Origin of the sequence: Rothia terrae, from assembly GCF_012396615.1 — a bacterium.
Classification (GTDB): domain Bacteria; phylum Actinomycetota; class Actinomycetes; order Actinomycetales; family Micrococcaceae; genus Rothia; species Rothia terrae.
Genome location: NZ_JAAXPV010000010.1, coordinates 68,176 through 89,890 on the forward strand (window position 1 = coordinate 68,176; position 21,715 = coordinate 89,890).

24 protein-coding genes, 1 pseudogene and 1 riboswitch are annotated in these 21,715 nt (G+C 53.0%); of the genes and pseudogenes, 19 read left to right on the forward strand and 6 right to left on the reverse strand.

The genetic code is table 11. The features are described from left to right. Positions 1-142 precede the first annotated feature (142 nt). The 3 genes from HF984_RS06930 (at position 143) to HF984_RS06940 (ending at position 3,577) form a co-directional block, all read left to right on the forward strand. Positions 143-1,756 (forward strand): CYTH and CHAD domain-containing protein, encoded by a 1,614-nt coding sequence (locus HF984_RS06930; protein WP_168614954.1) that lies wholly within the window; start codon positions 143-145, stop codon positions 1,754-1,756. Between the two features lie 436 nt (positions 1,757-2,192). Further along, positions 2,193-2,600 carry a DedA family protein gene (locus HF984_RS06935; RefSeq protein WP_247596507.1) on the forward strand — a complete coding sequence of 136 codons (408 nt, stop codon included), beginning with the start codon at positions 2,193-2,195 and terminating at the stop codon, positions 2,598-2,600. Between the two features lie 47 nt (positions 2,601-2,647). Further along, positions 2,648-3,577 (forward strand): LysR substrate-binding domain-containing protein, encoded by a 930-nt coding sequence (locus tag HF984_RS06940; RefSeq protein ID WP_168614956.1) that lies wholly within the window; start codon positions 2,648-2,650, stop codon positions 3,575-3,577. 79 nt (positions 3,578-3,656) lie between these two features. On the opposite strand, the gene HF984_RS06945 is transcribed toward HF984_RS06940, so the two are convergent. Next, entirely contained in the window at positions 3,657-4,658 is a 1,002-nt protein-coding gene (locus HF984_RS06945) for a mechanosensitive ion channel family protein (protein WP_247596508.1), read from the reverse strand. Positions 4,659-4,811: 153 nt separating this feature from the next. On the opposite strand from HF984_RS06945, the gene HF984_RS06950 reads away from it, so the two are divergent. The 3 genes from HF984_RS06950 to HF984_RS06960 are packed head-to-tail and all read left to right on the forward strand — an operon-like array spanning position 4,812 to position 7,656. Beyond that, positions 4,812-5,276, forward strand: coding sequence for an NUDIX hydrolase (locus HF984_RS06950; protein ID WP_228008175.1), 465 nt, complete (start codon positions 4,812-4,814; stop codon positions 5,274-5,276). Between the two features lie 33 nt (positions 5,277-5,309). Continuing rightward, positions 5,310-6,425, forward strand: coding sequence for an ABC transporter substrate-binding protein (locus HF984_RS06955; protein ID WP_247596521.1), 1,116 nt, complete (start codon positions 5,310-5,312; stop codon positions 6,423-6,425). Positions 6,426-6,435: 10 nt separating this feature from the next. Then, positions 6,436-7,656, forward strand: coding sequence for a pyridoxal phosphate-dependent aminotransferase (locus tag HF984_RS06960; protein WP_168614959.1), 1,221 nt, complete (start codon positions 6,436-6,438; stop codon positions 7,654-7,656). A 62-nt stretch (positions 7,657-7,718) separates the two neighbouring features. Here the strand turns inward: HF984_RS06960 and HF984_RS06965 are convergent, their stop codons facing one another. Both HF984_RS06965 and xseA read right to left on the reverse strand, forming a co-directional pair. Continuing rightward, positions 7,719-7,979 carry an exodeoxyribonuclease VII small subunit gene (locus HF984_RS06965; RefSeq protein WP_168614960.1) on the reverse strand — a complete coding sequence of 87 codons (261 nt, stop codon included), beginning with the start codon at positions 7,977-7,979 and terminating at the stop codon, positions 7,719-7,721. A 19-nt stretch (positions 7,980-7,998) separates the two neighbouring features. Further along, complete coding sequence (gene xseA, locus HF984_RS06970) at positions 7,999-9,288, reverse strand: exodeoxyribonuclease VII large subunit (RefSeq protein ID WP_168614961.1); 1,290 nt, start codon at positions 9,286-9,288, stop codon at positions 7,999-8,001. Between the two features lie 129 nt (positions 9,289-9,417). Here xseA and HF984_RS06975 point away from each other — a divergent pair, with 129 nt between their 5' ends. From HF984_RS06975 to HF984_RS07000, 6 genes are all read left to right on the forward strand, one after another. Next, entirely contained in the window at positions 9,418-10,734 is a 1,317-nt protein-coding gene (locus HF984_RS06975) for a hypothetical protein (protein ID WP_168614962.1), read from the forward strand. Between the two features lie 23 nt (positions 10,735-10,757). Further along, entirely contained in the window at positions 10,758-11,858 is a 1,101-nt protein-coding gene (locus HF984_RS06980) for a 4-hydroxy-3-methylbut-2-enyl diphosphate reductase (protein ID WP_168614963.1), read from the forward strand. 110 nt (positions 11,859-11,968) lie between these two features. Then, positions 11,969-12,352, forward strand: a complete 384-nt coding sequence (locus HF984_RS06985) for a DMT family transporter (RefSeq protein ID WP_168614964.1) — start codon at positions 11,969-11,971, stop codon at positions 12,350-12,352. A gap of 227 nt (positions 12,353-12,579) precedes the next feature. Then, positions 12,580-13,665, forward strand: coding sequence for a redox-regulated ATPase YchF (gene ychF / locus HF984_RS06990; protein ID WP_168614965.1), 1,086 nt, complete (start codon positions 12,580-12,582; stop codon positions 13,663-13,665). Positions 13,666-13,885: 220 nt separating this feature from the next. Further along, complete coding sequence (locus HF984_RS11525) at positions 13,886-14,365, forward strand: prolipoprotein diacylglyceryl transferase (protein ID WP_247596509.1); 480 nt, start codon at positions 13,886-13,888, stop codon at positions 14,363-14,365. A 77-nt stretch (positions 14,366-14,442) separates the two neighbouring features. After that, on the forward strand, positions 14,443-14,820 hold the full coding sequence (locus HF984_RS07000) for a nuclear transport factor 2 family protein (RefSeq protein ID WP_168614966.1): 378 nt from the start codon (positions 14,443-14,445) through the stop codon (positions 14,818-14,820). Between the two features lie 93 nt (positions 14,821-14,913). On the opposite strand, the gene HF984_RS07005 is transcribed toward HF984_RS07000, so the two are convergent. Then, the gene (locus HF984_RS07005; RefSeq protein WP_168614967.1) at positions 14,914-15,132 is read right to left on the reverse strand and encodes a hypothetical protein; all 219 of its coding nucleotides are present in this window, start codon (positions 15,130-15,132) and stop codon (positions 14,914-14,916) included. Between the two features lie 286 nt (positions 15,133-15,418). On the opposite strand from HF984_RS07005, the gene HF984_RS07010 reads away from it, so the two are divergent. The 3 genes from HF984_RS07010 to HF984_RS07015 are packed head-to-tail and all read left to right on the forward strand — an operon-like array spanning position 15,419 to position 17,148. Then, positions 15,419-16,426, forward strand: coding sequence for an amidohydrolase family protein (locus tag HF984_RS07010; RefSeq protein ID WP_247596510.1), 1,008 nt, complete (start codon positions 15,419-15,421; stop codon positions 16,424-16,426). Then, the gene (locus HF984_RS11530; protein WP_343947427.1) at positions 16,363-16,614 is read left to right on the forward strand and encodes a hypothetical protein; all 252 of its coding nucleotides are present in this window, start codon (positions 16,363-16,365) and stop codon (positions 16,612-16,614) included. Before HF984_RS07010 ends, HF984_RS11530 begins: the two co-directional genes overlap by 64 nt. Positions 16,615-16,647: 33 nt before the next feature. Next, positions 16,648-17,148, forward strand: coding sequence for a 2'-5' RNA ligase family protein (locus HF984_RS07015; RefSeq protein ID WP_168614968.1), 501 nt, complete (start codon positions 16,648-16,650; stop codon positions 17,146-17,148). 75 nt (positions 17,149-17,223) lie between these two features. Here the strand turns inward: HF984_RS07015 and HF984_RS07020 are convergent, their stop codons facing one another. After that, a complete protein-coding gene (locus HF984_RS07020) occupies positions 17,224-18,465 on the reverse strand; it encodes a glutaminase (protein WP_168614969.1) in 1,242 nt (413 codons plus the stop codon). Between the two features lie 188 nt (positions 18,466-18,653). Here HF984_RS07020 and HF984_RS07025 point away from each other — a divergent pair. Further along, a pseudogene (locus tag HF984_RS07025) lies at positions 18,654-19,014 on the forward strand (zinc ribbon domain-containing protein YjdM). A 132-nt stretch (positions 19,015-19,146) separates the two neighbouring features. Next, complete coding sequence (locus tag HF984_RS07030) at positions 19,147-19,485, forward strand: hypothetical protein (protein WP_168614971.1); 339 nt, start codon at positions 19,147-19,149, stop codon at positions 19,483-19,485. A 78-nt stretch (positions 19,486-19,563) separates the two neighbouring features. Here HF984_RS07030 and HF984_RS07035 read toward each other — a convergent pair whose 3' ends face one another. Continuing rightward, positions 19,564-19,905 (reverse strand): DUF952 domain-containing protein, encoded by a 342-nt coding sequence (locus HF984_RS07035; protein WP_168614972.1) that lies wholly within the window; start codon positions 19,903-19,905, stop codon positions 19,564-19,566. A gap of 140 nt (positions 19,906-20,045) precedes the next feature. Continuing rightward, positions 20,046-20,144, forward strand: a riboswitch (TPP riboswitch). Between HF984_RS07035 and thiM the strand changes: the two genes are divergently transcribed. Further along, a complete protein-coding gene (thiM, locus tag HF984_RS07040) occupies positions 20,134-20,955 on the forward strand; it encodes a hydroxyethylthiazole kinase (protein WP_168614973.1) in 822 nt (273 codons plus the stop codon). (Overlaps the previous riboswitch by 11 nt.) Before the next feature lie 9 nt (positions 20,956-20,964). After that, the gene (locus tag HF984_RS07045; RefSeq protein ID WP_168614974.1) at positions 20,965-21,714 is read left to right on the forward strand and encodes a thiamine phosphate synthase; all 750 of its coding nucleotides are present in this window, start codon (positions 20,965-20,967) and stop codon (positions 21,712-21,714) included. Position 21,715: the final 1 nt, after the last annotated feature.

Sequence of the window (21,715 nt, forward strand, 5' to 3'; positions counted from 1 at the left end):
CGCCCTCCCTCGCCGAGAACGGTGAGAGAGGGCGTTACGTCTTAAAGATGCGACTGCTGAGAACGATGGGTATTTGTTATCTTTGAAAGTGGACAAACGCACAAATGATGCGCTGATTATGAGCCAGACTAAGGGGATATCAATGCCTGCTCATCACCTAGAAATTGAACGCAAATACGAGAGTCCCGATGGGGCAGAGCTGACTATTGATTTCTCATCGCTCAAGGGCTTCTCAATTCAGTCGCCGGTGACCGAAGAGATGGACGCCGCATACATGGATACCGCCAACCGTGACTTGTCTTCGGCGCGGGTAGCGTTGCGCCGTCGGCTGGGCGGTTACGACGAAGGCTGGCACATTAAATTCAATGGGCATAATGGCGGGCGTCACGAAGTAACTTTTGAACTGCTGAAAAACCGCGAAAAAATGCCCGCTGCCGTTGAACACATTCTGCAAGGTGTAACAGCGGGGCAACCCTTACAAGAAGTTGTCTCTCTCAAAACAACGCGTATTCGAACCGTTGTCACCGACGGGGCGCAGCATCAGATTCTTGAAATCTGTGATGACACCGTACAGGCCTTTGACTTCACCACTCAGGTAGAGCGTTCATGGCATGAGTGGGAAGTTGAACTTATTGACCCGGGACACGAGAAAGCTGATGAAGCCTTCAGCGCAGTGGATGCGATCATCACCGAAGCCGGAGCCCAAGAATCTCAGTCAATCGCTAAAATTGCCCGCGCTATGGGGCAGGATGTTGCCTTCGAACAGCGACGCGGCGCACTCACAGAAGCCCCTGAAGGCACTGCCGAAGACGACCAGCATCAGTGGCGTCCCGCTCAAACCGTCGAGTATCGTGTGCGGTCAGGCCTTGACCATCTGGTCTCCGATTTAGCAATAAGCGATCTGAAAGTCAGAGCAGAGATTGACGATGCTACCCAGCAGCTGCGCGTCAGCGCCCGCAAGCTTGCAGGTTTTATCGAACTCGCAGTGCTGCCTTTTGTGAGCGATGAGCAGGCAGAAATTGAGCTCAACGAGGTGATTACAGAACTCAGCGAGCTCGCAGCTGATACCGCTAGCGTCCGTGAGCTGGTAGCGGTGCGTCGTTTTATGGCCGGGCACAATGACTACGGTGTTATCTCGCAGTCTGCCGAAAACGAGTTAGAAGCTATGATTCAAAAAGACGAAGAGGCAAGCCATCGCGCTGTTCGCCGCCGTCTGGATTCAGCAGAATACATCGAGCTGGTTCTTTTCTTGCGCTCGCTAGTGTTGCACGTGCAAGACCACATTGAACTGCCGCGTGAGGAAAAAGAGTTTCTGAGCGCGGTTGCGCAGCACGGACGGTCGATGCTGAAAATGCATCTGAAAGACTCAAAGGCGCTGTGGAAGGCAAAACGCGCTGACTTTATTGATGTACCCGAGTGCGAAAATACGTTGCGCATGATTGCCCTGGACGCTAAAAGTGTGGCGTACGCACTGGGCACCTGCCGTAGCGCCGGGCTTAAACTTCCTAAGAAAATCAAGCGTTTAGCTAAGCTGACGGATCAGCTGCAAGAAGGATTGATTGAGCAACGGCAGCTTCAGGAAATTCATCAGTGGCTGGATGCTGCCACCCGTAAAGTGGGGCGTGCAGGTAGCGACCGTTTAGCGGTGGGGTACTTGCTAGGTATTGCAGAACAGAAGCGCTATACCGTTGCCTATGAGGCTCACAGCTATGTGCCCGACCAGCTACAGAAAATTAAGGACAACAAGATTAAATAAAGCGTTCGTTCTGTGTAGCACGTCTCATACTGGGGTGCTGAGAGATAGAACCTGAATAAAAGTTAGGGGCTGGATCATCTTGAGATGATCCAGCCCCTAGCATCACACACAGGAAGAAAAGTCTTCACACCAAGTTTCGGGACTTCCCACAAGCCCTGAAGTATTTGGTAATAAAAATATAACCTAATTATTGGTGCGATTTCTACCCTCTTTCTCAAAAAATTTTGAAAAACCTTCCCCAGAACTTAGGTTTGCCTTAATAAGTAACTGAACGGTGCGGAAAATCAGCGGAATTTCGGTGCTTTATGGCACAGTCGACCCGCACTTTCACTCACCCTGAGTAAACTAAAGGGCGATGAAGGAATGGATTGAGAGCTTAGACCTGTGGGCTGCCATAACTGTCTTATGGGCAGTAGGGATTCTACGAACGAGCATTATGTTTAGCTTGGGACACTTGGCCGCGGCAGGCGGTGCACGTTTTCAACGCATCCGGTCAGCTCTTGAACACCCGATTTACCGCAAAGCTCAAGCCTTCGTTAACCGCTGGGGCGCGCTGGCAGTGCCTGCCTGCTTTTTCACCGTGGGCTTTCAAACAGCGGTTATCGTCACCACAGGCTTTACTAAAATGCCACTGTCGCGATGGATTCCAGCGATGCTGGTGGGCACCTTTGTCTGGGGTGTTATCTACGGAACTGTAGGCATGGCAGTTGTCTGGGCCTGGCTTGAGCGTCCTTGGATTGCAACACCGATTATTCTTATTGCTGTAATTCTTGTGACGGTACGCCATTTTTACCGCAAAAAAGCTCGGAGAACCGGCAACGTGCAAGCGCACGACACCATCTAATTCCCCCTGTCTGACCGCACCATTCCAGCCTTCAGAAAGAACTTTGTATGACAGAACAAGCCGATGCAACGCGTCCTCTTTTGCACCCGAAACACGAGGAACTATTAGCCGACCTCCAAGTTTTTGAGCGCCTATCTGCCTACCGGCAACAAGAAAATCAGCTGGTGGTGGGCTTCGTTCCCGGCATGATGCCCGGTAAATGGTTTGGACGCTGGCACGAGAGATTTGGGCAGATTCGCTCGCTGGTTGAAATGCCGTTGAGCGAGAAAAACGGTCTTCGTGCTCTCGATGAGTTTGCCACGATGGTTCTTCTGCGACCGGAACATGAACCGGAATCTGCCGATAAGGATCGCTACCACCGGATTGAGCTTTACCGCGAGAAACAGGTGGTCGTGATGCCCACGGACCACGTGCTCACAGTACTTAATGAAGTGCCGGTGGCAGAGCTCGCCGAGGAATTTCTCCTGCAAGAGCCGCAGACCGCACCGGAATGGGCCGAAGCCTCAGCGGAATATCGACAGCAGAATCCACAGAAACTCCCGCAGATGCGTCATACCAAGGACGCTATTGAGCTGGTTGCCGCCGGAATCGGCCTGCTGATTGTTCCGCTGTCGGTTGCTCGCATCTATCACCGTAAAGACCTCACCCACCGTGTGGTGCCCGATGCGGCAGAAACGTCTGTGGCGCTGGTGTGGAAGCGTCAGGTGCGTGAGGATGTTGAAGAAGCCATGGTGCAGGACTTCGTGGGTATCTGCCGAGGACGCACCGCATCCTCTGATCGCGGTAGTGACAGTAAGCAGACAGCGCTAGAGAAAAAACGCAAAGAAAAAGAAATTGCCCAGCGCAAGCGTCGTGCGGCTAATGCCCGTCGTGAGCTTGCCGATAAAAAGGCTCGGAACGCGCGCAAAAACGGGAATGCGCGTCAACATGCGGCGCAAAAGGCTAAGAGCAAGTCCGGCGGTAAAAAGCGCCGCTAAAAAGATTCGGAAAAGATAGCTGTGGGATTTGGTGAAAAATGCTAAATCCCACAGCTATTTTGACAGTGTCAGAAGTAAGTTAGCCTTCGGTAGCTCCGGTATCTTGCGGCATGGTGCTCGTTGCTCCAGCTTGTTGTGATGCCGTGTGATCCGGCACTGAGCGCACAACAGACTGATTGATGAGCGGGATATGGTAGCCGTTGTTATCCAGCGCCTGCTTGAGAGCAAGACGCAGGACGCGTGCAACCGCCCACTGCTCACTCGGCGCAGTTTTGACGGAGAGGCGAATGGTGAGAGCCTCACCGCTGACTTTCTCAACGCCCCAAATTTCTGGTTCGCTCACTACACGGTCGCGAATGGCGTCTGTTGCGATTGCTTCTTTCGCGGCGTCCATAAGCACAGAATTGACGTGCTCAATATCGGCATCGTAGGGCACAGGCATATCGATGTTGGTGCGCGCCCAGCCCTGAGATGAGTTGCCCACCCGCAGGATCTCACCGTTGGGCACGTGCCACAGTGTGCCGTTCGTGTCTCGAATTTGTGTGGTGCGCAGGCTCACTGCCTCAACTTCACCCGATGCCTCACCTACATCTACCCAGTCGCCAATGCCTAGCTGGTCTTCGGCGACAATAAAAATACCGGTCAAGTAGTCCTTAACTAGCGACTGAGCGCCAAAAGATAGCGCCACGCCGACAACGCCTGCTGACGCTAGCACCGGTGCAATATTGAAGCCCAAATCAGCGATGATCATGACAATTGCAACCGCCCAGATCACAATGGACGCCACAGAACGTAGAACCGAACCCACCGTTTTAGCGCGTTGAGCCTGATGCGCGTTTGCCGTTTTGGTGTCTTGCGTCCAGCGCCCTCCATGAGATTTGCTGGATGCCGGAATAACGCGTGCTCGAGTGCCACGAGCAATCGAGTTGGTAATGTGTTTGATCGCGATCTGCATGAGAGCACTTGTCACCAGCGCAAGTACTAAGATCAGCACAATTCGCAAGGGCTTATTAACCCAAAAATCAAGAGAGCTGATGGATTGCAATACTTTATCGGCTGCAACAGTTAGTGAAGACGTCATAAACGGAGATTCTGCCACAATCATAGTTACGAGGCTAACCGGTTATTGCGGGCTCATCCCAAATAATTCACGGTGAATTACTAGATTCTATGGTTACTTTCAAGAATGCATCAGCGTGCGTAAAGCTTTAGTATTGAAACTATGCCGCTTTCTATGGATACACGCCCCTCTGCTTACGCCGTCATTATCGAACAAGGCAAAATTCTGCTCACTCGTTGGGTGCCTTCTGACGGTAAAACTCCTGCATGGAGTCTGCCCGGTGGCGGTATAGACCCGGGGGAGCAACCTTATGACACCGTGGTTCGTGAGGTTTTTGAAGAGACCGGGTACGACGCGGCCCCTGAGGATTTGCTCGGTGTGGATGCCGGCTACTTCGATCCCAACGCTGGCTCTGATCGCATCTTTTGTGCCCTGCGTATTGTGTATCGCGCCCATATCGAGGGTGGTACTTTGCGCCATGAAATTGGTGGCTCATCAGATCAAGCCAAATGGGTGCCTATTTCAGACCTCGACAAAATCCAAAAAGTACATCTGGTAGATGCAGCGGCAACCATGATGGGGTATGCGAACAGCACCGACTGGGCGCGTCGTTTTAGAGAACGTAAACTCGCTAAATAGCGCGGGAATTCAAGGGATATTGCAGTGAAGAAAATGCGTCGAGCGCGTGTTCTAACCGGTAGCGCACTTGCCGGTTTATTGGTGTTGAGCGGGTGTAGCCAGGCATCGCCTACCATTCCTACCGACCCCAAGGGTTCGGACCTTGGCACCATTACTATTTCTTCTGGCATCTCTTCTGAAACTGAGATCGTTGCCAATATTTATGCCCAAGCGCTTGAGCGAGCGGGGTACACGGTTGAAGTTACTGACACCGGCGATAGTCGCGATGACTACCTGACGGCAATGGAAAGCCCCCGAGATTCTTCCGGCGCTGAAGAAAGCACTGATAGTGCATCGGCATCTGATGAGACCGTGGTCAATGACCCAACCACCGTTGATATCACTCCTGACTACAGCGGTAACCTGCTACTCAAACTCACCAACGACGGTGAAATCAGCCCCTCCGATATTGAAAAAGAGCGTCAAGAAGAAACGGAAAGCCCTACGCCGGAGCCCACTGAAACCCTGCCCGGTCTGACTCAGTCACCCACTCCATCTCCCACAGGTAGCCCCCTCAACATCCGCGGGATGAACGGTAACGACATCACCTCAACTCTCGACCGCGTGCTACCCACCGGACTGAGCCTACTCGACGCCGCAAGCGCTGAAAACAAGGACGCCCTCGTCGTAACCCGTGTGACAGCGGCTAGATACGACATCAGCACCATCAACGATCTTGCACAATACTGCGGAAAGCTTACTTTCGGCGGCCCAGAAAGCTTTAGCACCAGAAGCTACGGTCTACCCGGCCTCGCAGAGAACTACAGTTGCAAACCCGCAAAGTTCATCGGCGAAGGCTCTCAACAAAAACTCGCCGACAACCTCGCCGACGACACCGTTCAAGTAGCAGATATCTACACGAGCTCACCCGACATCGTTGACAACAAGTTCATTGTGCTCGAAGATACTCAAAACAACTTTATTGCCCAAAACATTGTGCCCGTTGTCCGAGAAAACGAGTTGCCCAGTACCGCAAAAGACACCATCAACACCGTCTCAGCGAACCTGAAAACAACCGACCTCGTTCAGCTCAATAGACTCACCACCGGTGAGCACTCTATTACGACACAAGAAGCGGCAAAATTCTGGTTAGACCACCTAACGGAGTAACCTAAATCTCATGGCAGTATATAAGCAGTCGAAAAAGCTCCAGAACGTTCTGTACGATATCCGCGGTCCGCTCCTTGAAGAAGCAGAGCGCATGGAATCCCGCGGTCAACGCATCCTCAAGCTGAATATCGGTAACCCCGCGCCCTTCGGCTTTGAAGCCCCGGACGCCATCATGATGGACATTATCCGTCACCTACCCGAAACCCAGGGGTACTCAGACTCTCGCGGTCTCTATACAGCGCGTACTGCCATCATTCAGTACTACCAGAACAAGGGAATCATGGACATCGAACCCACCGATGTCTACCTCGGCAACGGCGTCTCAGAACTTATCCCCATGACCCTGCAGGCACTGTGCGATCAGGGCGATGAAATTCTCGTGCCCATGCCCGACTACCCGCTGTGGACGGCATCCACCGCGCTCGCTGGCGGCACTCCTGTGCACTACCGTTGCGATGAAGAAAATAACTGGTTCCCGGACGTTGAAGACATCAAGTCGAAGATTACGTCTAAAACCAAGGGCATCGTTATCATCAACCCCAACAACCCCACCGGCGCAGTCTACTCCAAGGAGATTCTGCAGGAGATTATTGATGTGGCCCGCGAGTACAACCTCATTGTTTTCGCTGACGAGATTTACGAGAAAATTACCTATGATGGCGCTGAGATGGTTCACGCCGCAACAGTGTGCGACGATGACGTGCTGTGCTTGACCTTCTCAGGCCTATCTAAGGCGTATCGCGTGTGTGGCTACCGCGCAGGCTGGGTAGCTATTACCGGTCCCAAGTGGCAGGCAACCGACTACCTCGAAGGTATTCAGCTGCTCGCATCTATGCGCCTGTGCGCCAACGTACCCGCACAGCACGCTATACAGACCGCCTTGGGTGGATACCAGTCCATCAATGAGCTTCTGGTACCTGGCGGACGTCTGAAAGAACAGCGCGATTTGAGTTACAAGATGCTCAGCGAGATGGACGGCGTGACCGTTAACCAAGCTGACGGCGCGCTCTACCTGTTCCCCAAGTTAGATACTGACAAGTTCAATATCACCTCGGACGATCAGTTTGCCCTGGACCTGTTGCACGATCAGAAGATTCTCATTAGCACCGGTAGCGCTTTCAACTGGGACGCTCCCGACCACTTCAGACTGGTCTTCCTGCCCGATACGCAGACTCTGCACTCGGCACTTGAACGACTAGGAAACTTCCTGTCTGAATATAAACAGAACTAAATACTGTATCTACATCATGGGGCGAACACTCGATGCGTTCGCCCCATTTTTATATCCGAAAGCTATGAGCCGTGGTTTTCAGCGTGATTGGGCTCAGCCCTTGCCGCGGCAAGACGAGCCTGCGCACCGTCCAACCACGCTTCACAGCGGGCTGCCAAGGCCTCGCCGCGCTCCCACAACGCAATGGATTCTTCAAGAGACGACGTACTGGATTCCATGCGGGTAACAACCTGCATCAGTTCTGTACGTGCCTGCTCGTAGGTAAGTTCCTCTGCCGGGGTGCCGCCGGTGGAATCATTGAAAGTAATGTTGTTCTCGCTCATAATGTGCCTTTCCTAAAAATTAGATATTCGATTCAAAAACAGTGGTGATATTAGCCTTCGCGGAACCCTGAGCCGCACGAATCATAACCTCAGTGCCCTCAGCCAAAGCGGCGGCGTCACGTACAAGCTCGCCAGCATCCGTCTGCACCACCGCGTACCCGCGTTCAAGTGTTCGCTGCGGTGAAAGAGCGGTGACGCGCGCTCGCAACTGCATGATATTCTCGCGACCTCGCAGCACCTGAGTTTGTGCCGCCATGTGCAGGCGCGACCGCAGACGTTCGAGATCTTCTTCGCGAGCTAGTAGCGTTGAATCCGGGGTGGCCAGTACAGGGCGCGATCGAATCTGTACCAGTGCGTACCGTTCATTTTCAATGAACTGCTGCACGGAGCGTTCGATATAGTCACGTGCCTGAACGATGCGTTGTTTCTCATCAGCAACATCGGGCACGATGCGTTTACCCGCGTCCGTGGGAGTGGACGCGCGAACATCGGCAACAAGATCGAGGATGGGGTTATCTGCCTCATGTCCGATAGCTGAAACCACGGGCGTGCGAGCAGTAGCAACAGCCCGAACCATTGCTTCTTCGCTGAAAGGCAGAAGATCTTCGAGTGAGCCACCGCCACGAGCAATCACAATCACGTCAACCTCGGGGTGAGCATCTAATTCTGCAAGAGCCGCCGTTACCTCACGCACAGCGTGAACACCTTGCACAGCTACCTCTCGCACCTCAAAATTGACTGCTGGCCACCGCAAAGAGGCGTTGCGAATAACGTCCTTCATCGCATCGGAATCTCTACCGGTAATCAAACCAATGCGGTGAGGTAAGAGCGGGAGCGGTTTTTTCAGATGATCGGCAAAAAGTCCCTCTTGCGCTAGAGCCTGTTTGAGCTTCTCAATACGCTCTAACATCGAACCTGTACCCACAGGGCGGACGTCGCGTCCTAACATCGATAAACGGCCGGTCTTAACCCAAAAATCAGGCTTAAGCTGAATGACCACACGCTGACCGCGCTCAAGATTTCCCTGCACCTTAGCCATTTCCTGGCCGAACAAGGTAACGGACACCGAGATTTCTTCATCGACATCTCGCAAGGTTAGATAGGTGACGCGGGCACGCTTATTGAGCTCAATAATCTGACCCTCAACCCAGGTCGGTGAAGAGCGGGCAATATACTCATGCAACTTGGTCGAAAGCACACGCAACGGCCACGGGTTCTCGGGCGTAGTAGAACCGGCGGTCGGCGCCAAAATACGCTGAGCATCGGGTACTGGCACCTCGCCGGGAGCTGGTTCAAAAGATTGGGGCATGTCTACAACCTTAAAGGCAACCCCTGACAATATAAGAGCCTTCGCGAAAATAGCGCGAAAATTCTCGCAAAAAATCAGCTCACCGCGCATCCCTAGCCTGCGCACAGAAACACCCTGTACTTTAAAAACATGCCATCACAGCAAAACCGATTCGAAGATCCGGACGCTACAGAAATTTTTTCTGCCGCGGTCGATGACCACACGCGTCCTATGAACACCACTGAACAATCCTTGCCCAAGGTAACTCCGCTCAACGACGACTACGGTGATGGCAACTGGGAGAACCCTGAAGTACCTGCCTACACACAGGACAGCGATTACGCACAACATCATCAAAGCGTTGCGGCATACTCTGCGCCGGTAGCTCAGCCAGTCAAGCCGAGTCCTCAGGCTTTTTATCCTGCGCATCATCAGGTGTCTCATAACTATGCCGAGCAACTTCACAGTTATATACGCAACGAAGAAGTACAAGAAGTAGCGGCTTACTCGCCTGAAAGAAGGACGCGCCGCGCTCCCATTCTTGCCAAGACGCGTCGTGCCCTGTGCATAATATTGGCCCCATTTTTCTTACTGTCTGGTGTAGCCAGCGCACTGGCCTACTGGACACAGCAGACTATCATCGATCCGCAAGGTTTCAGCCAGATTAGCTCGTCGATGGCTCACAACGCTGATTTTCAAAGTTCACTGGCGAACTCTGTGGCAGATGACGTCATGAACTCATCGAGCGTTCAGAGCGTGCTAGGCGATGGTAACTCAACGGCCTGGTACGGTAGCGCGCAGAACTGGTTGCACGATCAAGTGAATACGACCGTTCATGATTCAGCTCAAGCTGTGGTGACGAACGACAACTATCCGCAGACCTGGGAAACCGTCATGAACGATACCCATAACTACTTATTTAACGGCGAAGTAAAACCTGCAGCGCTGGATCTGAACTACCTGTATGACCAGGTGGATCAGACTATCGGGCAACCGCTTGGCATCGATATCAATGCTGACGCCGATCAAAAATTGGTTCTGCTGGATGGATCGGACGGCGGGTACCCCATTAACTCGTTTGCTCAGCGTCTGACAAACTTTGCAGCAAGTTGGAAAATACTGACAGGAATTACAGCGGCTCTTGGGCTGGCGATGTTTGCTCTGTGGCCGAAAAATCGCTTCTTGTTCACCGCGATTGTTGGATTTATCGGCGCTGCTATCCTCTGGATTTTTTCGATGCTCGCATCCGGCGCGACATGGGGATTGGGGTCACTGAACATACCCACCGACACCGGTAAAACATTCATGAACCAGCTGGTGCAAACCCTCTCAGGCTCAGTTGCCGAATTCGCCAAAATGCTGGCTACTAACGTCGCTCTTGTTTCAGCGGTATGCCTGCTTCTTGCCATTGCAATAAGCGTTGTATCTTACGGTGTCAGAGCCACCACATCGGCACGCACCCGCTAAAAATTCCTATTAGGATAGAGACTATGTCTGCACTTTCAGTCGAAAACAATTCTGTTTCTCTCGGTCTGCCCCATGTACCGCGCGTCCGTCGTACTCGCGAAGAAGTTGAGGTGGCAGCCCCTGTACTCGGTGAGAAGAAGGTTCTTCTTGCTGCCCCTCGCGGTTACTGCGCTGGCGTTGACCGCGCGGTGATTGCAGTTGAAAAGGCTTTGGAACACTACGGCGCTCCTGTGTACGTGCGCAAGCAGATTGTGCACAACCGCCACGTGGTTGAGACATTAGAGGCGCAGGGCGCAATTTTTGTGGACGATGTTGATGAGGTTCCCGAGGGCTCAGTCACCGTGTTCTCAGCGCACGGTGTCTCACCCGCTGTGGTGAACTCGGCTGCTGAACGCCAGCTCAACACTATTGACGCGACCTGCCCGCTGGTGAATAAGGTTCACCGCGAAGCTGTGCGTTTTGCAAAGCAGGACTACGACATTCTGCTGATTGGTCACACCGGTCACGAAGAAGTTGAAGGCACCGCTGGTGAGGCTCCCGAACACATCCAGATTGTGAATTCACCTGATGAAGTTGACCAGGTAACAGTACGCGATCCTGAGAAGGTTGTGTGGCTGTCGCAGACCACTTTGTCTGTCGATGAGACCCTTGAAACCGTTGAGCGTCTCAAAGAGCGTTTTCCCTCGTTGCAGAACCCGCCGTCAGACGACATCTGCTACGCGACCTCAAACCGTCAGGGCGCTATCAAGGAGATCGCTCCCAACGCCGATTTGGTGATTGTTGTGGGATCCACCAACTCATCAAACTCAGTGCGTTTGAAAGAGGTCGCCCTGGAGTACGGTGCAAAGCAGGCATACCTGGTCGACTTCGCCCACGAGGTAGATGAGGCATGGTTTGAAGGCGTAGCAACGGTTGGTGTAACTTCCGGCGCCTCTGTGCCCGATGTTCTCGTGCAGGACGTGTTGCGTCTGCTGTCAGATTACGGGTACTCAAGCGTTGAAGAAGTTGAGACCGCTAAAGAAGACATTCTCTTCTCCCTGCCTAAGGAACTGCGGTCTGCGCTAAAGGGTACTGAAGCCGAAGGACGCCAGCTAGGCGGACGCGGCTCGAAGCCAACTCGCTAGGCTTTCGCCTGAGCGTAAGAGGTACCGTAGGTTCAAGGCTGAACGTACGGTACCTCATTTATTTGTAGAGAAATTATGCACACATTGACCACAGCATTCAGGAATACCACATGCCCTACCTCTTTTTGACGCTAGCCATCGGCGCAGAACTTCTAGCAACGTCCCTGCTGAAAACCACTGAGGGTTTTACCCGTTTGCTACCGACGCTAGGTTGCTTGACACTTTACGCTGTATCGTTCTTCGGCCTTGCCCAGGCAGTCAAGGTAATCCCCGTGGGCGTAGCGTACGCGATGTGGTCCGGGCTGGGCACTGCAGCGATTGTCGCGATCGGTGTAGCCTTTTTGGGCGAGCCGCTGAGCCTTGTAAAGGTTGTAGGCGTGGCGCTCATTATCGCCGGCGTCGTCATCATCAACCTCGGCGGGGGAGCGCACGAAGCCGTCGGCCCCATGACCGGTGTTATCGATATTATCGATATACCCGAGCATGAGGTTTAGGCGCGGGGCACCGGCAACTCTGGAATCTTGAAAAATTGACCCGGCGTTTTTTCCTTGAACCGGCGGTTGGTTATAGCCGGTTCAGCCCCAAAACGCCGGGTCAACCGGTGAGTCCTGAAAAACACAACCAAACTCACCTGCCTCGTTCGCATCGGAACAAGCGCGCGCCTTGCTGTGCCTAGTAGACTAGAGGCAAAAGAACGTCCACAAACAAAGGTTTATTTTCCGTGGCTCTTACTATCGGCATTGTTGGTCTGCCCAACGTTGGCAAGTCAACCCTCTTCAACGCGCTGACCAAGAACAACATCCTGGCAGCAAACTACCCCTTCGCAACCATCGAACCCAATATTGGTGTTGTGAACCTTCCCGACGAGCGTCTGAATCGTCTAGCTGAAATCTTCGGTTCCGAGCGAATCCTGCCCGCAACTGTCTCCTTCGTTGATATTGCGGGTATCGTTCGCGGTGCGTCCGAGGGCGAAGGCCTGGGCAACCAGTTCCTGGCAAACATCCGCGAAGCACACGCTATCGCGCAGGTTGTTCGTGCCTTCGATGATCCCGACGTAATCCACGTTGACGGCAAGGTTGATCCCGCGTCCGACATGGAAACCATCAACACCGAGCTGGTTCTTGCCGACCTGCAGACCCTCGAAAATGCTATTCCGCGCCTTGAGAAGGCTGTAAAAATCAAGAAGGGCGACGCCGCCCAGCTTGAAGAATACAAGAAGGCTCAGACCGTCCTTGAAGCAGGCGACACCCTGATCTCTAAGAAGGACGAGGCGAAGCTGGACTTCGCACTTTTACGCGAGCTGAACTTGCTCACCACCAAGCCTTTTATCTACGTCTTCAACTCAGACGAAGGCGTCCTGGCATCTGAAGAAAAGCAGAAAGAGCTGCGCGACCTCGTTGCGCCTGCTGAGGCTGTCTTCTTGGACGCCAAGCTCGAAGCTGACATGGTTGAACTCGACGAAGAAGAAGCGCGCGAGATGCTCGAAATGTCAGGTCAGGACGAGTCAGGCCTAGACAAGCTTGCACGCGTTGGCTTCTCCACCTTGGGGCTACAGACCTACCTCACCGCAGGTCCTAAGGAATCACGCGCGTGGACCATCTCAAAGGGCGACACCGCTCCGCAGGCTGCTGGTGTTATTCACACCGACTTCGAGCGCGGCTTCATTAAGTCTGAGGTTGTCTCATTCGAAGACCTTGATGCCGCTGGCTCCATGCAGGAAGCGAAGGCAAAAGGCAAGGTCCGTATGGAAGGTAAGGACTACATCATGGCTGACGGCGATGTTGTAGAGTTCCGCTTCAACGTCTAACCCCGGCTGATGCATCGTAACCCCTAGCGTTCCGCTCACCAGAAGGACTTAAAGTCCCAGTGGATGAGCGGAACGCTAGGGGTTTTGCGTACCCTGTGAAAAATAATCAGCCCACTTGATAAAAGTTCGGTGAACTTGGTGTGTTATGAGGCGGACCACTTTGGGTTGTTTGGCATAATGACAAACAGTAACCGCTCACTTCAAACAAGAGGTATTTACTATGAAGACTCGTTTGGCATTTGTAGCTGGCGCAGGCGTTGGCTACGTACTCGGTGCACGTGCAGGCCGTGGCAGCTACGAAAAGCTCAAGACCCAGGCTAACAACGTGTGGAATGACCCCAAGGTTCAGGAAACCGTAAAGACAGCACAGGAGACCATCAGCGAAAAGGCTCCCATTGTTGCTGACAAGGCTAAGGAAGCCGCTGCAACCGGTGCTGAAAAAGCTAAGGCTAAGACTGAAGAGGTTAAGGAAAACCGTGCTGAAACTAAGGCTGAAAAGCAGGTAGAAAAGGACCTCGCTAAGGCAGAGAAGCAGGCTGACAAGGAGCTTGCTCAGGCAAAAAAGGATGCGGCTAAGGTGGAAAAGAAGGCAGAGAAGCAGGCTGACAAGAAGGCTCAGAAGATCGCTGACAAGGCTCCCGCAGATGTCGTTTCAGACCCTGCAGTTGACCCCAACGATGAAGGTCCTGCAACCGCATAAGGTGTAGTGCCTCATGTGCAAGTGAGTTGCCAGATAATCCAACCATCTGGCAACTCATTTTTTGTTAAGGAAAGTAAATGTCCCACCAGGCTAAAGAAGGAATCGCAGATAATTGGAAAGCGCAGCTGGCCGCAATGGATGCTGCTGACATCATTGCGTTGAGAGAGTGCTTCACGGATGATGCTGTGCTGGTGCATATGATTGGCTATAGACAACCGCTGGATGAGTGGATGCGCGGCATCGAGTCGGAGGAGTTTGTTTACCACCAAGTCATCGAGAAGGAAGTGAGCATTTCTGTTCTATCTCATTCCGAGGCTAAGGTGGTCGGCGATATCATCACCGGGTATAGAGCCGACGGCACGGGCCAAGCATGGCCGCTGCATGTAGAACAGAAGTTTGTGCAGGAAAATGGGCGCTGGCTATGTGCCGAAAGCATTGTTAACCTGGGCCGTTAAAAAGAAATCTTAAATAAAGAAACCCACCTGCTAGGGGTGGGTTTCTTGAAGAAAGTCGACTGGAAGTCTTTTTCCAGTCAGGCTAGCCCAATCTTAGTAGCCAAGGTTGAGGATGTAGCCGCCGGGGAAGTACTCATTAATCATGAGACCCCAGTCTTCCTGAACCTGCTTGTTGTACTCTGCGTCTGACAGGTTAGTGTCAGCAGCATTTGCAGGAGCAACTACGCCAAACAGTGCAGCGGTTGCAAGAGTTGTACCAGCAAGGGTAGTAGTCAGCTTCTTCATGGTGTTCATCTCCTCTGGGTTGCCCACAAGCTTTTCTTGTGGATCTTTTGGTTTGAACAATTTCTAGCCTAGTAAATACTTGTAAGTGAAAGTAACTGTTTTGTTGAAAAAACTGCAAAAAATCTGATAAATAATGCTCTGGCTAGTGTAAATAGATTTAATAATCAAGTAATAACGGGTACCTCTCACAGGATTTGTGTGCGGTTTCGGATGCGAATCTGCCGCCGTAGTGCGAGAGTAAAAGATGCCATGGCAAGGCATATTCTTGCCGGAGAAAAGGTCTTGCACACCCCAAAATTGATAGGCTAAAACCATGACTCTTGTACTCAAAAACGTTCGTGAGTGGTCTGCAAGCAACGGTGCTGAGACCACAGATTTTCTGATTGAAGACGGGCAGATTTCTCGCAAAGAACCCGAAATAACCGCGCCGCAAGATGCAACGATTATCGACGGAAAAGGGCTTCTGGCTCTGCCGGGTTTTGTGAATGCTCACGCGCATATCGATAAAAGCTGGTTGCACCGCGACTGGGTGTCTAATCGTGCTGAGCCCAGCACTCAGGGGTGCATCTCTTTCGAGCGAGAAAAGCGGGATGAGCTCAACATTCCTAGTACCCAAGTGACTGAAACCGTTTTGCGCCAGATGCTGGCCTCCGGCACCACGCGCATCCGCTCTCATATCGATGTTGATTTGGGAGTTGGTCTTCGCGGGCTTGAAACTGTTGCTGAAGCTGTAGAGAACCTGCAAAACGCCGTAGAAGTTGAGGTCGTAGCCTTCCCTCAAGACGGCGTGATCCGTCGTCCTGGCGTCCGCGACTTACTCGAAAAAGCCGCGAGCACTGGCGTCGCTCATATCGGTGGTCTCGATCCTTGCCTGATTGATCGTGATCCTGCGGGGCAGCTCGATCAGCTTTTTGAAATCGCTTCAAAATACGACTGCGGTTTGGATATTCACTTGCACGATGCGGGGACACTGGGTCATTTTGAATACGAGATGATTCTGGAGCGCATCCACGCGTTTGGTCGCCAGGGCAAGGTCAACATTGCTCACGGATTTGCGTTGAGCACTGTTCCTGCATCGCGCCAGGAGTCTTTGCTGAAAGAGCTGGGCGAGGCCGGTGTATCGTGGTCAACTGTCGCTCCTGTGGGGTCTGCCCGTCTGCCGCTGCATCTGATGAAGAACAACAGCGTGCGTTTAGGCTTGGTACGGATGGCATTCGGGATTTGTGGTCGCCGTACGGTGATGGTGATATGTTGCGTGTGGCTCAGCAGTTCGCTCGTTTGCACGGATTCAAACGCGATGAAGAACTCTCCGACGCCGTAGATATGATTACGAAAGGTGCCACCTGGTTTGTGGGAAATGATCGCAATGATTTCACTATTGGGTCTCGTGCTGACATTGTGCTGGTTGATGCTTTGCACCCGATGGATGCGTTGGTTCGCGCTCCCCGTCGTGAGCTGGTGGTAGCCGGCGGGCAAGTCGTCGTGCGTGAGGGCGAATTGGTGATCTAACGGTCTCTTACGCGGTGAGGAAGGGAATCATTAGTGCCATCGCCTGAGAACATTTTGTTGAGGCTGTCTGCTCGTGATGATGCGTATGTGCGCGAGCTTTTCGACAAACTCGAAGCTCTGGGTTTTCCCAGGCAGCATCAAAGTCCGCATATTTCTCTTACATTTGCACCAGAGATGGACGCTGCAGTGGTGCACCGGGCGCAGGAGGTTCTGCCGGGGTGCGTACCTTCGTTCTTGCGACGAGCTGGCATTGTCACCTTTGGCGTGAAACGTAAGCAAACAGTGGCGTGGCTACTAGAGGCATCTGATGATCTCGAGGACGCTGCTCGCCAGCTCAGCGCCCTCAATCCGGAAGGACGCGGTTCGCGTTGGGTTCCGCATCTGACCTTGGGTCTGCGACTTCCACGCGAGATAGTGCCCGATTATATTCGGGCGCTGGATGAACTAACGTCTCCTTATGTCAGAGAACTGACGGCTGAGCGGGCAGTTTACTGGCGGCCTCAGCTGGGTGAAGAAACTCAGCTTGCGCCGTGACAGATGTTACCACGAAAGCGTCATTTTCGCCCGATAAAACCGGGGAAAATGACGCTTTCGTGGTCACCTTTGTAGTTAGCTGCAGTACTCGAACGGGTACGTGCCGTCGCCCATGTCGGGCTTGGGCAGTACGCCCTCGGGGTCTGCCAGGCCTACCTGCTTGCCTTCTGCACACAGTCGGCGCATCGCCTCAAGCGTCATACGGCGGCCCACACCGGTAAAACGTTCAACACGGCTCACATCGAAAACGACCTTAGAGCTGAGCTTCTCATTCTCCAAACGGTAGAGCAGGCTTTCCGCTGCGTTGAAGGTAAAGCTGCCCTGCAACGTCACGATGCTGGTGTCATCACCCGTATTGACGGTGCGAACGGAGCGCGACACCACACCGTCAACTTCCATCATGTGCATGGACATATCCGATGACATGCGCTTGAAAACCTCAACGCCGCGCACACTGTTGCCGTGAGAATCCAGGGGAGGAGAAAACACACCTACACCCAGCTGCCCAGGAATCGCGCCGAGAATACCGCCGGCAACACCTGATTTCGCCGGAATTCCAACGTCTGTAAACCACTCACCGGCAGAATCGTACATACCCGAGGACGCCATCACGGACAGCACATGACGCACCACGCTGCGCTTAATCATGCGTTCACCGGTTACCGGGTGTACACCACCGGTTGCGAGGGTTGCGCTCATCATTGCAATATCCTGAACATTGACCAAAATGGAGCACTGGGCGGTATAGCCCGCAACTGCCTCGTGAGCCTTGCCTTCCATCATGCCGTAGCTGGTCAGCATATGCGCAAAAGCAAGGTTGCGGTGGGAATGATCCATTTCTGACTGGAACACTTCTTTATCCATGGTCAGCTTGCGGCCAGCCAGTGCCGAGAAGAAATCAGTCACGCGGTCAACGCGTTCTTGCATTGTCGCGTCCTCACCGATGAGCATCTGGTGGGCCAAAATGGCACCGGCATTAATCATCGCGTTCTTGGGACGCTTGGTGCCTTCTTCAATTGAAAGGTCGTTGAAAGCATCACCCGAGGGCTCAACATCGATTTTGGTCTCCACGAAATCGATGCCGCGGTCAGTCAAGGTCGCAGCGTAGGCAAAGGGCTTAGACATGGACTGGATAGAGAACTCAGCCTCAACATCACCGGCAGAATAGGTGTGTCCCTCAGCGGTGGTCATGGCGATACCCAGCAGGTTAGGGTCAGCGTCCTTCAGTGCTGGAATGTAGTCGGCAACTTCGCCGTCTTTAATATCGCGAACCGAGTCGAGGATTTCCGTCAAATAATCGGGGATAGGTGTACGCATCTGTCCTGTCTTGGATAGTGAAGTTGGGCAAAATTCTTTTATATAACTATTGGCGCTCTTTTCGCTATCAATGGTGATAGAAAGCTCGAAGCTTTCCGCCGCTAACAGGTCAGCTGGGTGATATCTACCGTTTAGTATTTTTAAAGCACGATGCGCGTTAATGCGACTCACACAGACAAGGGATCCTCATGGCTGATACTTTGCCCGCTTGCCCCGAATGTTCAGAAGACTACACCTACGAAAACGGTGCGCTTTTTGGTGTGCCCTATGTGCGGTCATGAGTGGTCCGCGGATGCTGCTGATGCTGAAACCTCCGAGGTTGCAGTGGCGGTCGTGAAGGACGCGGTGGGTAATGAATTAGTAGACGGTGACACCGTTACTATTGCTAAGGGTCTGAAAGCCAAGGGCGGTGCTGATATCAAGGCCGGCACTAAGGTTCGCGGTATTCGCCTACTGGAGTCACCTGTCAACGGTCACGATATTGAAGCGAAGGTTCCCGGCGCAGGCCAGATGTACTTCAAGTCCTTTGTCGTGAAGAAGGCTAAATAGCCTTCTTGTTCCTGTAGGTGAGCCAGAGAAAAAGCGTTACTGGTAGCGGGCGTCCTGCAGTCTGGGATAGCCACTTGAAACACCATTGCTCATACTACTTATTTACTGCGAGCGGGTTGTAGTATGGCTTACATGGAAACACCTTTTGGCAAGACTCTCGAAGTCTACGAAGATAAGCAGTCCTTCTACAAGAGCTTCCCCGAAGCCGGTAAAGGCTGGAACCTGCAGGAATACCCCGGCAAAAGCCCTCTCGGGATTGACCTCTTTGATGGTAGCCCTGAAGACGACCCTCGCTGGGTGGTGACGTTCTGCGCACCGAAGAAAGCCGTCGAATTCGAAGAGACACCGTCAGGTTCATGGCCTGTAGTTGCGTTCGACCGTAACTCCGGTGACATCTATCTGCTGGCAGAAAGCGTAGCTTTCGAGCAGGCTAAAAACTCATACGACCACCTCTCACACGAGGTCAACTAATTTCATTTAGAACAAAGAAGCCGGCACCTTTTCATAAGGTGCCGGCTTCTTTTATATAAGTATTGGGGTGTTCCGATGCTAGTTCAGTGGAAGTCCAGATGACTGAATTTTCAGGGTAGACAGGGGGAGCGGACCGCCGTAAATATGCGGGAAAATCTCGGATTCAGCATCGTTGGGATCGCTGTTTTCAAACTTGATAGTAAGACCTTCTGCTTCAACCGCGTCCTCGTTGATGGCGAGCAGAAGAATGTCTTCACGGTCGCTGTAAAAAGCCTGCCACACTTCGCGCACCTGTTCGACGGACGCTGAGCAGTGAATAAAGCCAACCTCGTCAATAGTGCGACCGCGGGTTGAAACGGTGTAAACGCCGGTGTCTTGAGCTACGGCAAAATCTTCGGGCAGAGCGAGATGAAACAACATATAGATAGCTTAGTGGGTGAGTGCTCTGATAAAAGAACTCTGTGCAACCAAAGAATTAACTTTTCACATATTTTCGTAAAAAATACTGTCAAATATCTGTTTACTCTTCTCTGACTAGGGTTAACAGGTGTAGTGTGTTGCGTATTGCCACGGGGTGCCTCTATGCAGGGAGGCTGAGAAAATACCCGTTTGAACCTGATCTCGGTAATTCGAGCGGAGGAATGGACAATGAGCGAAGTAGCTCTTGTGCGCCGTATTTACGACGTATGGAAAGCATTACCCACCCATAACCCACTGGTGCAGTGCCTCACGAACACAGTGGTTCAGGGGTTTAGCGCCAATGTTTTATTGGCGGCTGGGGCATCGCCTGCGATGGTGGATGTGCCCGGTGAGGCCGGAGATTTTGCGGCTATCTCATCTGCAACGCTGATCAATTTAGGCACTATCGGCACTAGCCAGCAGTTGGCGATTCCAGAAGCGGCACAGTCCGCTCACCATTCTCAGACTCCCTGGGTACTAGACCCTGTGGCTGTTGGTGCGTTGAAGGTTCGCACCCGTCTAGCCCATGAGCTATTGAACTACCGGCCCACAGTGATTCGCGGTAATGCCTCCGAAATTATTGCCCTGTGCGGTGGTGCAGCCGCCCGAGGCGCAGACAGCACAGCTCAGGTGCAGGACGCACACGGGAGCGCCATAGAACTGGCGAAAAAGCACAAGACCGTGGTCGCGGTATCGGGAAGCGCAGACTTTATTACGGACGGCGAACGCCACTACCAATGCGCTAACGGCCATGCCATTCAGACCAAAGTAACCGGCTCGGGGTGTGCATTGGGTGCGGGGATTGGTGCCTGTGTTTCTGTCACCGAGGATACCTTGTGGGGCACGGTTGCGGCACATGCAGTGTACGGGATTGCCGCTCAACAGGCCCAAGAGGTGTCAGCCGGTCCCGGTACTTTTGCCGCGAATTTCCTGGATGCTCTTGCGAACGTGAGCGAAGATGACGTGGAACGACTTCTCGCTGTACGACAGCTCGCCACCGATAAAGAGTAGGTGGTGACCGTGCAACAGAACTCACCGCGGCCTGGAATTTACTTGGTGACGGATCCGCCGCTTTCCCTGGCGACTCATACCCCCGAGCGGCACTTTAGAAGTGAGGCAGAGCGTCACAGCGCGGCTATCGATTTGACGACTCAGCTGGTAGAGACTGTCGTTGCGGCGGGAGTCTCAACCGTTCAACTGCGCTGGAAGAACGTAGACGCCAGGTATTTTTATGACCTTTCGTTAGCAGTCTCAGACGTCACCGCTGGCACAGCGGATTTAATCATCAATGACAGGGTCGATGTTTATTTAGCAGCACGCGAAGCTGGCGCTCAGCTTGCGGGGGTGCACATCGGCCAAACCGACCTTCACCCGAGTAGCGTCCGAAAACTGATAGGCCAAGACGCACAGATTGGCTGGTCGGTCTCGCAACCGGCAGAGATCGCTGAGGCTAACCGGCTAGCTGACGTGATTGACTCGGCAGGTGTTGGTGTTTTGCGGACGACCGCCACTAAAACGGATGCTCCACCACCGCTTGGATTCGACGGAATTGCTCGCCTTGCGGACGAACTTAAAGTACCTACCACAGCCATCGGTGGCATTAAAACAGCCGATATTGCGCATCTGGCGCCGAGCGTCCATAACATCGCGGTGGTTTCAGCGCTGGTGGCTTCACCCGCCCCTGGTCAAGAAGCCCGCGAGATGGTGCGCCTGTTCAACCATGCCCGTCAACCGGGTGAAACTTTCACTGCAAACGCTCAAGGAGCATAGA

Bases quoted from the DNA above. Each gene is read 5' to 3' on its own strand.
- HF984_RS06980 (WP_168614963.1), top strand. From the start codon at position 10,758: ATGTCTGCACTTTCAGTCGAAAACAATTCTGTTTCTCTCGGTCTGCCC.
- HF984_RS07035 (WP_168614972.1), bottom strand. From the start codon at position 19,905: ATGTTGTTTCATCTCGCTCTGCCCGAAGATTTTGCCGTAGCTCAAGAC.
- HF984_RS07000 (WP_168614966.1), top strand. From the start codon at position 14,443: ATGTCCCACCAGGCTAAAGAAGGAATCGCAGATAATTGGAAAGCGCAG.
- HF984_RS06985 (WP_168614964.1), top strand. From the start codon at position 11,969: ATGCCCTACCTCTTTTTGACGCTAGCCATCGGCGCAGAACTTCTAGCA.
- HF984_RS06935 (WP_247596507.1), top strand. From the start codon at position 2,193: ATGTTTAGCTTGGGACACTTGGCCGCGGCAGGCGGTGCACGTTTTCAA.
- HF984_RS06950 (WP_228008175.1), top strand. From the start codon at position 4,812: ATGGATACACGCCCCTCTGCTTACGCCGTCATTATCGAACAAGGCAAA.
- HF984_RS06955 (WP_247596521.1), top strand. From the start codon at position 5,310: ATGCGTCGAGCGCGTGTTCTAACCGGTAGCGCACTTGCCGGTTTATTG.
- HF984_RS06960 (WP_168614959.1), top strand. From the start codon at position 6,436: ATGGCAGTATATAAGCAGTCGAAAAAGCTCCAGAACGTTCTGTACGAT.
- HF984_RS07010 (WP_247596510.1), top strand. From the start codon at position 15,419: ATGACTCTTGTACTCAAAAACGTTCGTGAGTGGTCTGCAAGCAACGGT.
- HF984_RS06945 (WP_247596508.1), bottom strand. From the start codon at position 4,658: ATGACGTCTTCACTAACTGTTGCAGCCGATAAAGTATTGCAATCCATC.
- HF984_RS07020 (WP_168614969.1), bottom strand. From the start codon at position 18,465: ATGCGTACACCTATCCCCGATTATTTGACGGAAATCCTCGACTCGGTT.
- thiM (WP_168614973.1), top strand. From the start codon at position 20,134: ATGAGCGAAGTAGCTCTTGTGCGCCGTATTTACGACGTATGGAAAGCA.
- HF984_RS06965 (WP_168614960.1), bottom strand. From the start codon at position 7,979: ATGAGCGAGAACAACATTACTTTCAATGATTCCACCGGCGGCACCCCG.
- HF984_RS06940 (WP_168614956.1), top strand. From the start codon at position 2,648: ATGACAGAACAAGCCGATGCAACGCGTCCTCTTTTGCACCCGAAACAC.
- HF984_RS07030 (WP_168614971.1), top strand. From the start codon at position 19,147: ATGGAAACACCTTTTGGCAAGACTCTCGAAGTCTACGAAGATAAGCAG.
- HF984_RS06930 (WP_168614954.1), top strand. From the start codon at position 143: ATGCCTGCTCATCACCTAGAAATTGAACGCAAATACGAGAGTCCCGAT.
- HF984_RS11525 (WP_247596509.1), top strand. From the start codon at position 13,886: ATGAAGACTCGTTTGGCATTTGTAGCTGGCGCAGGCGTTGGCTACGTA.
- HF984_RS06975 (WP_168614962.1), top strand. From the start codon at position 9,418: ATGCCATCACAGCAAAACCGATTCGAAGATCCGGACGCTACAGAAATT.
- xseA (WP_168614961.1), bottom strand. From the start codon at position 9,288: ATGCCCCAATCTTTTGAACCAGCTCCCGGCGAGGTGCCAGTACCCGAT.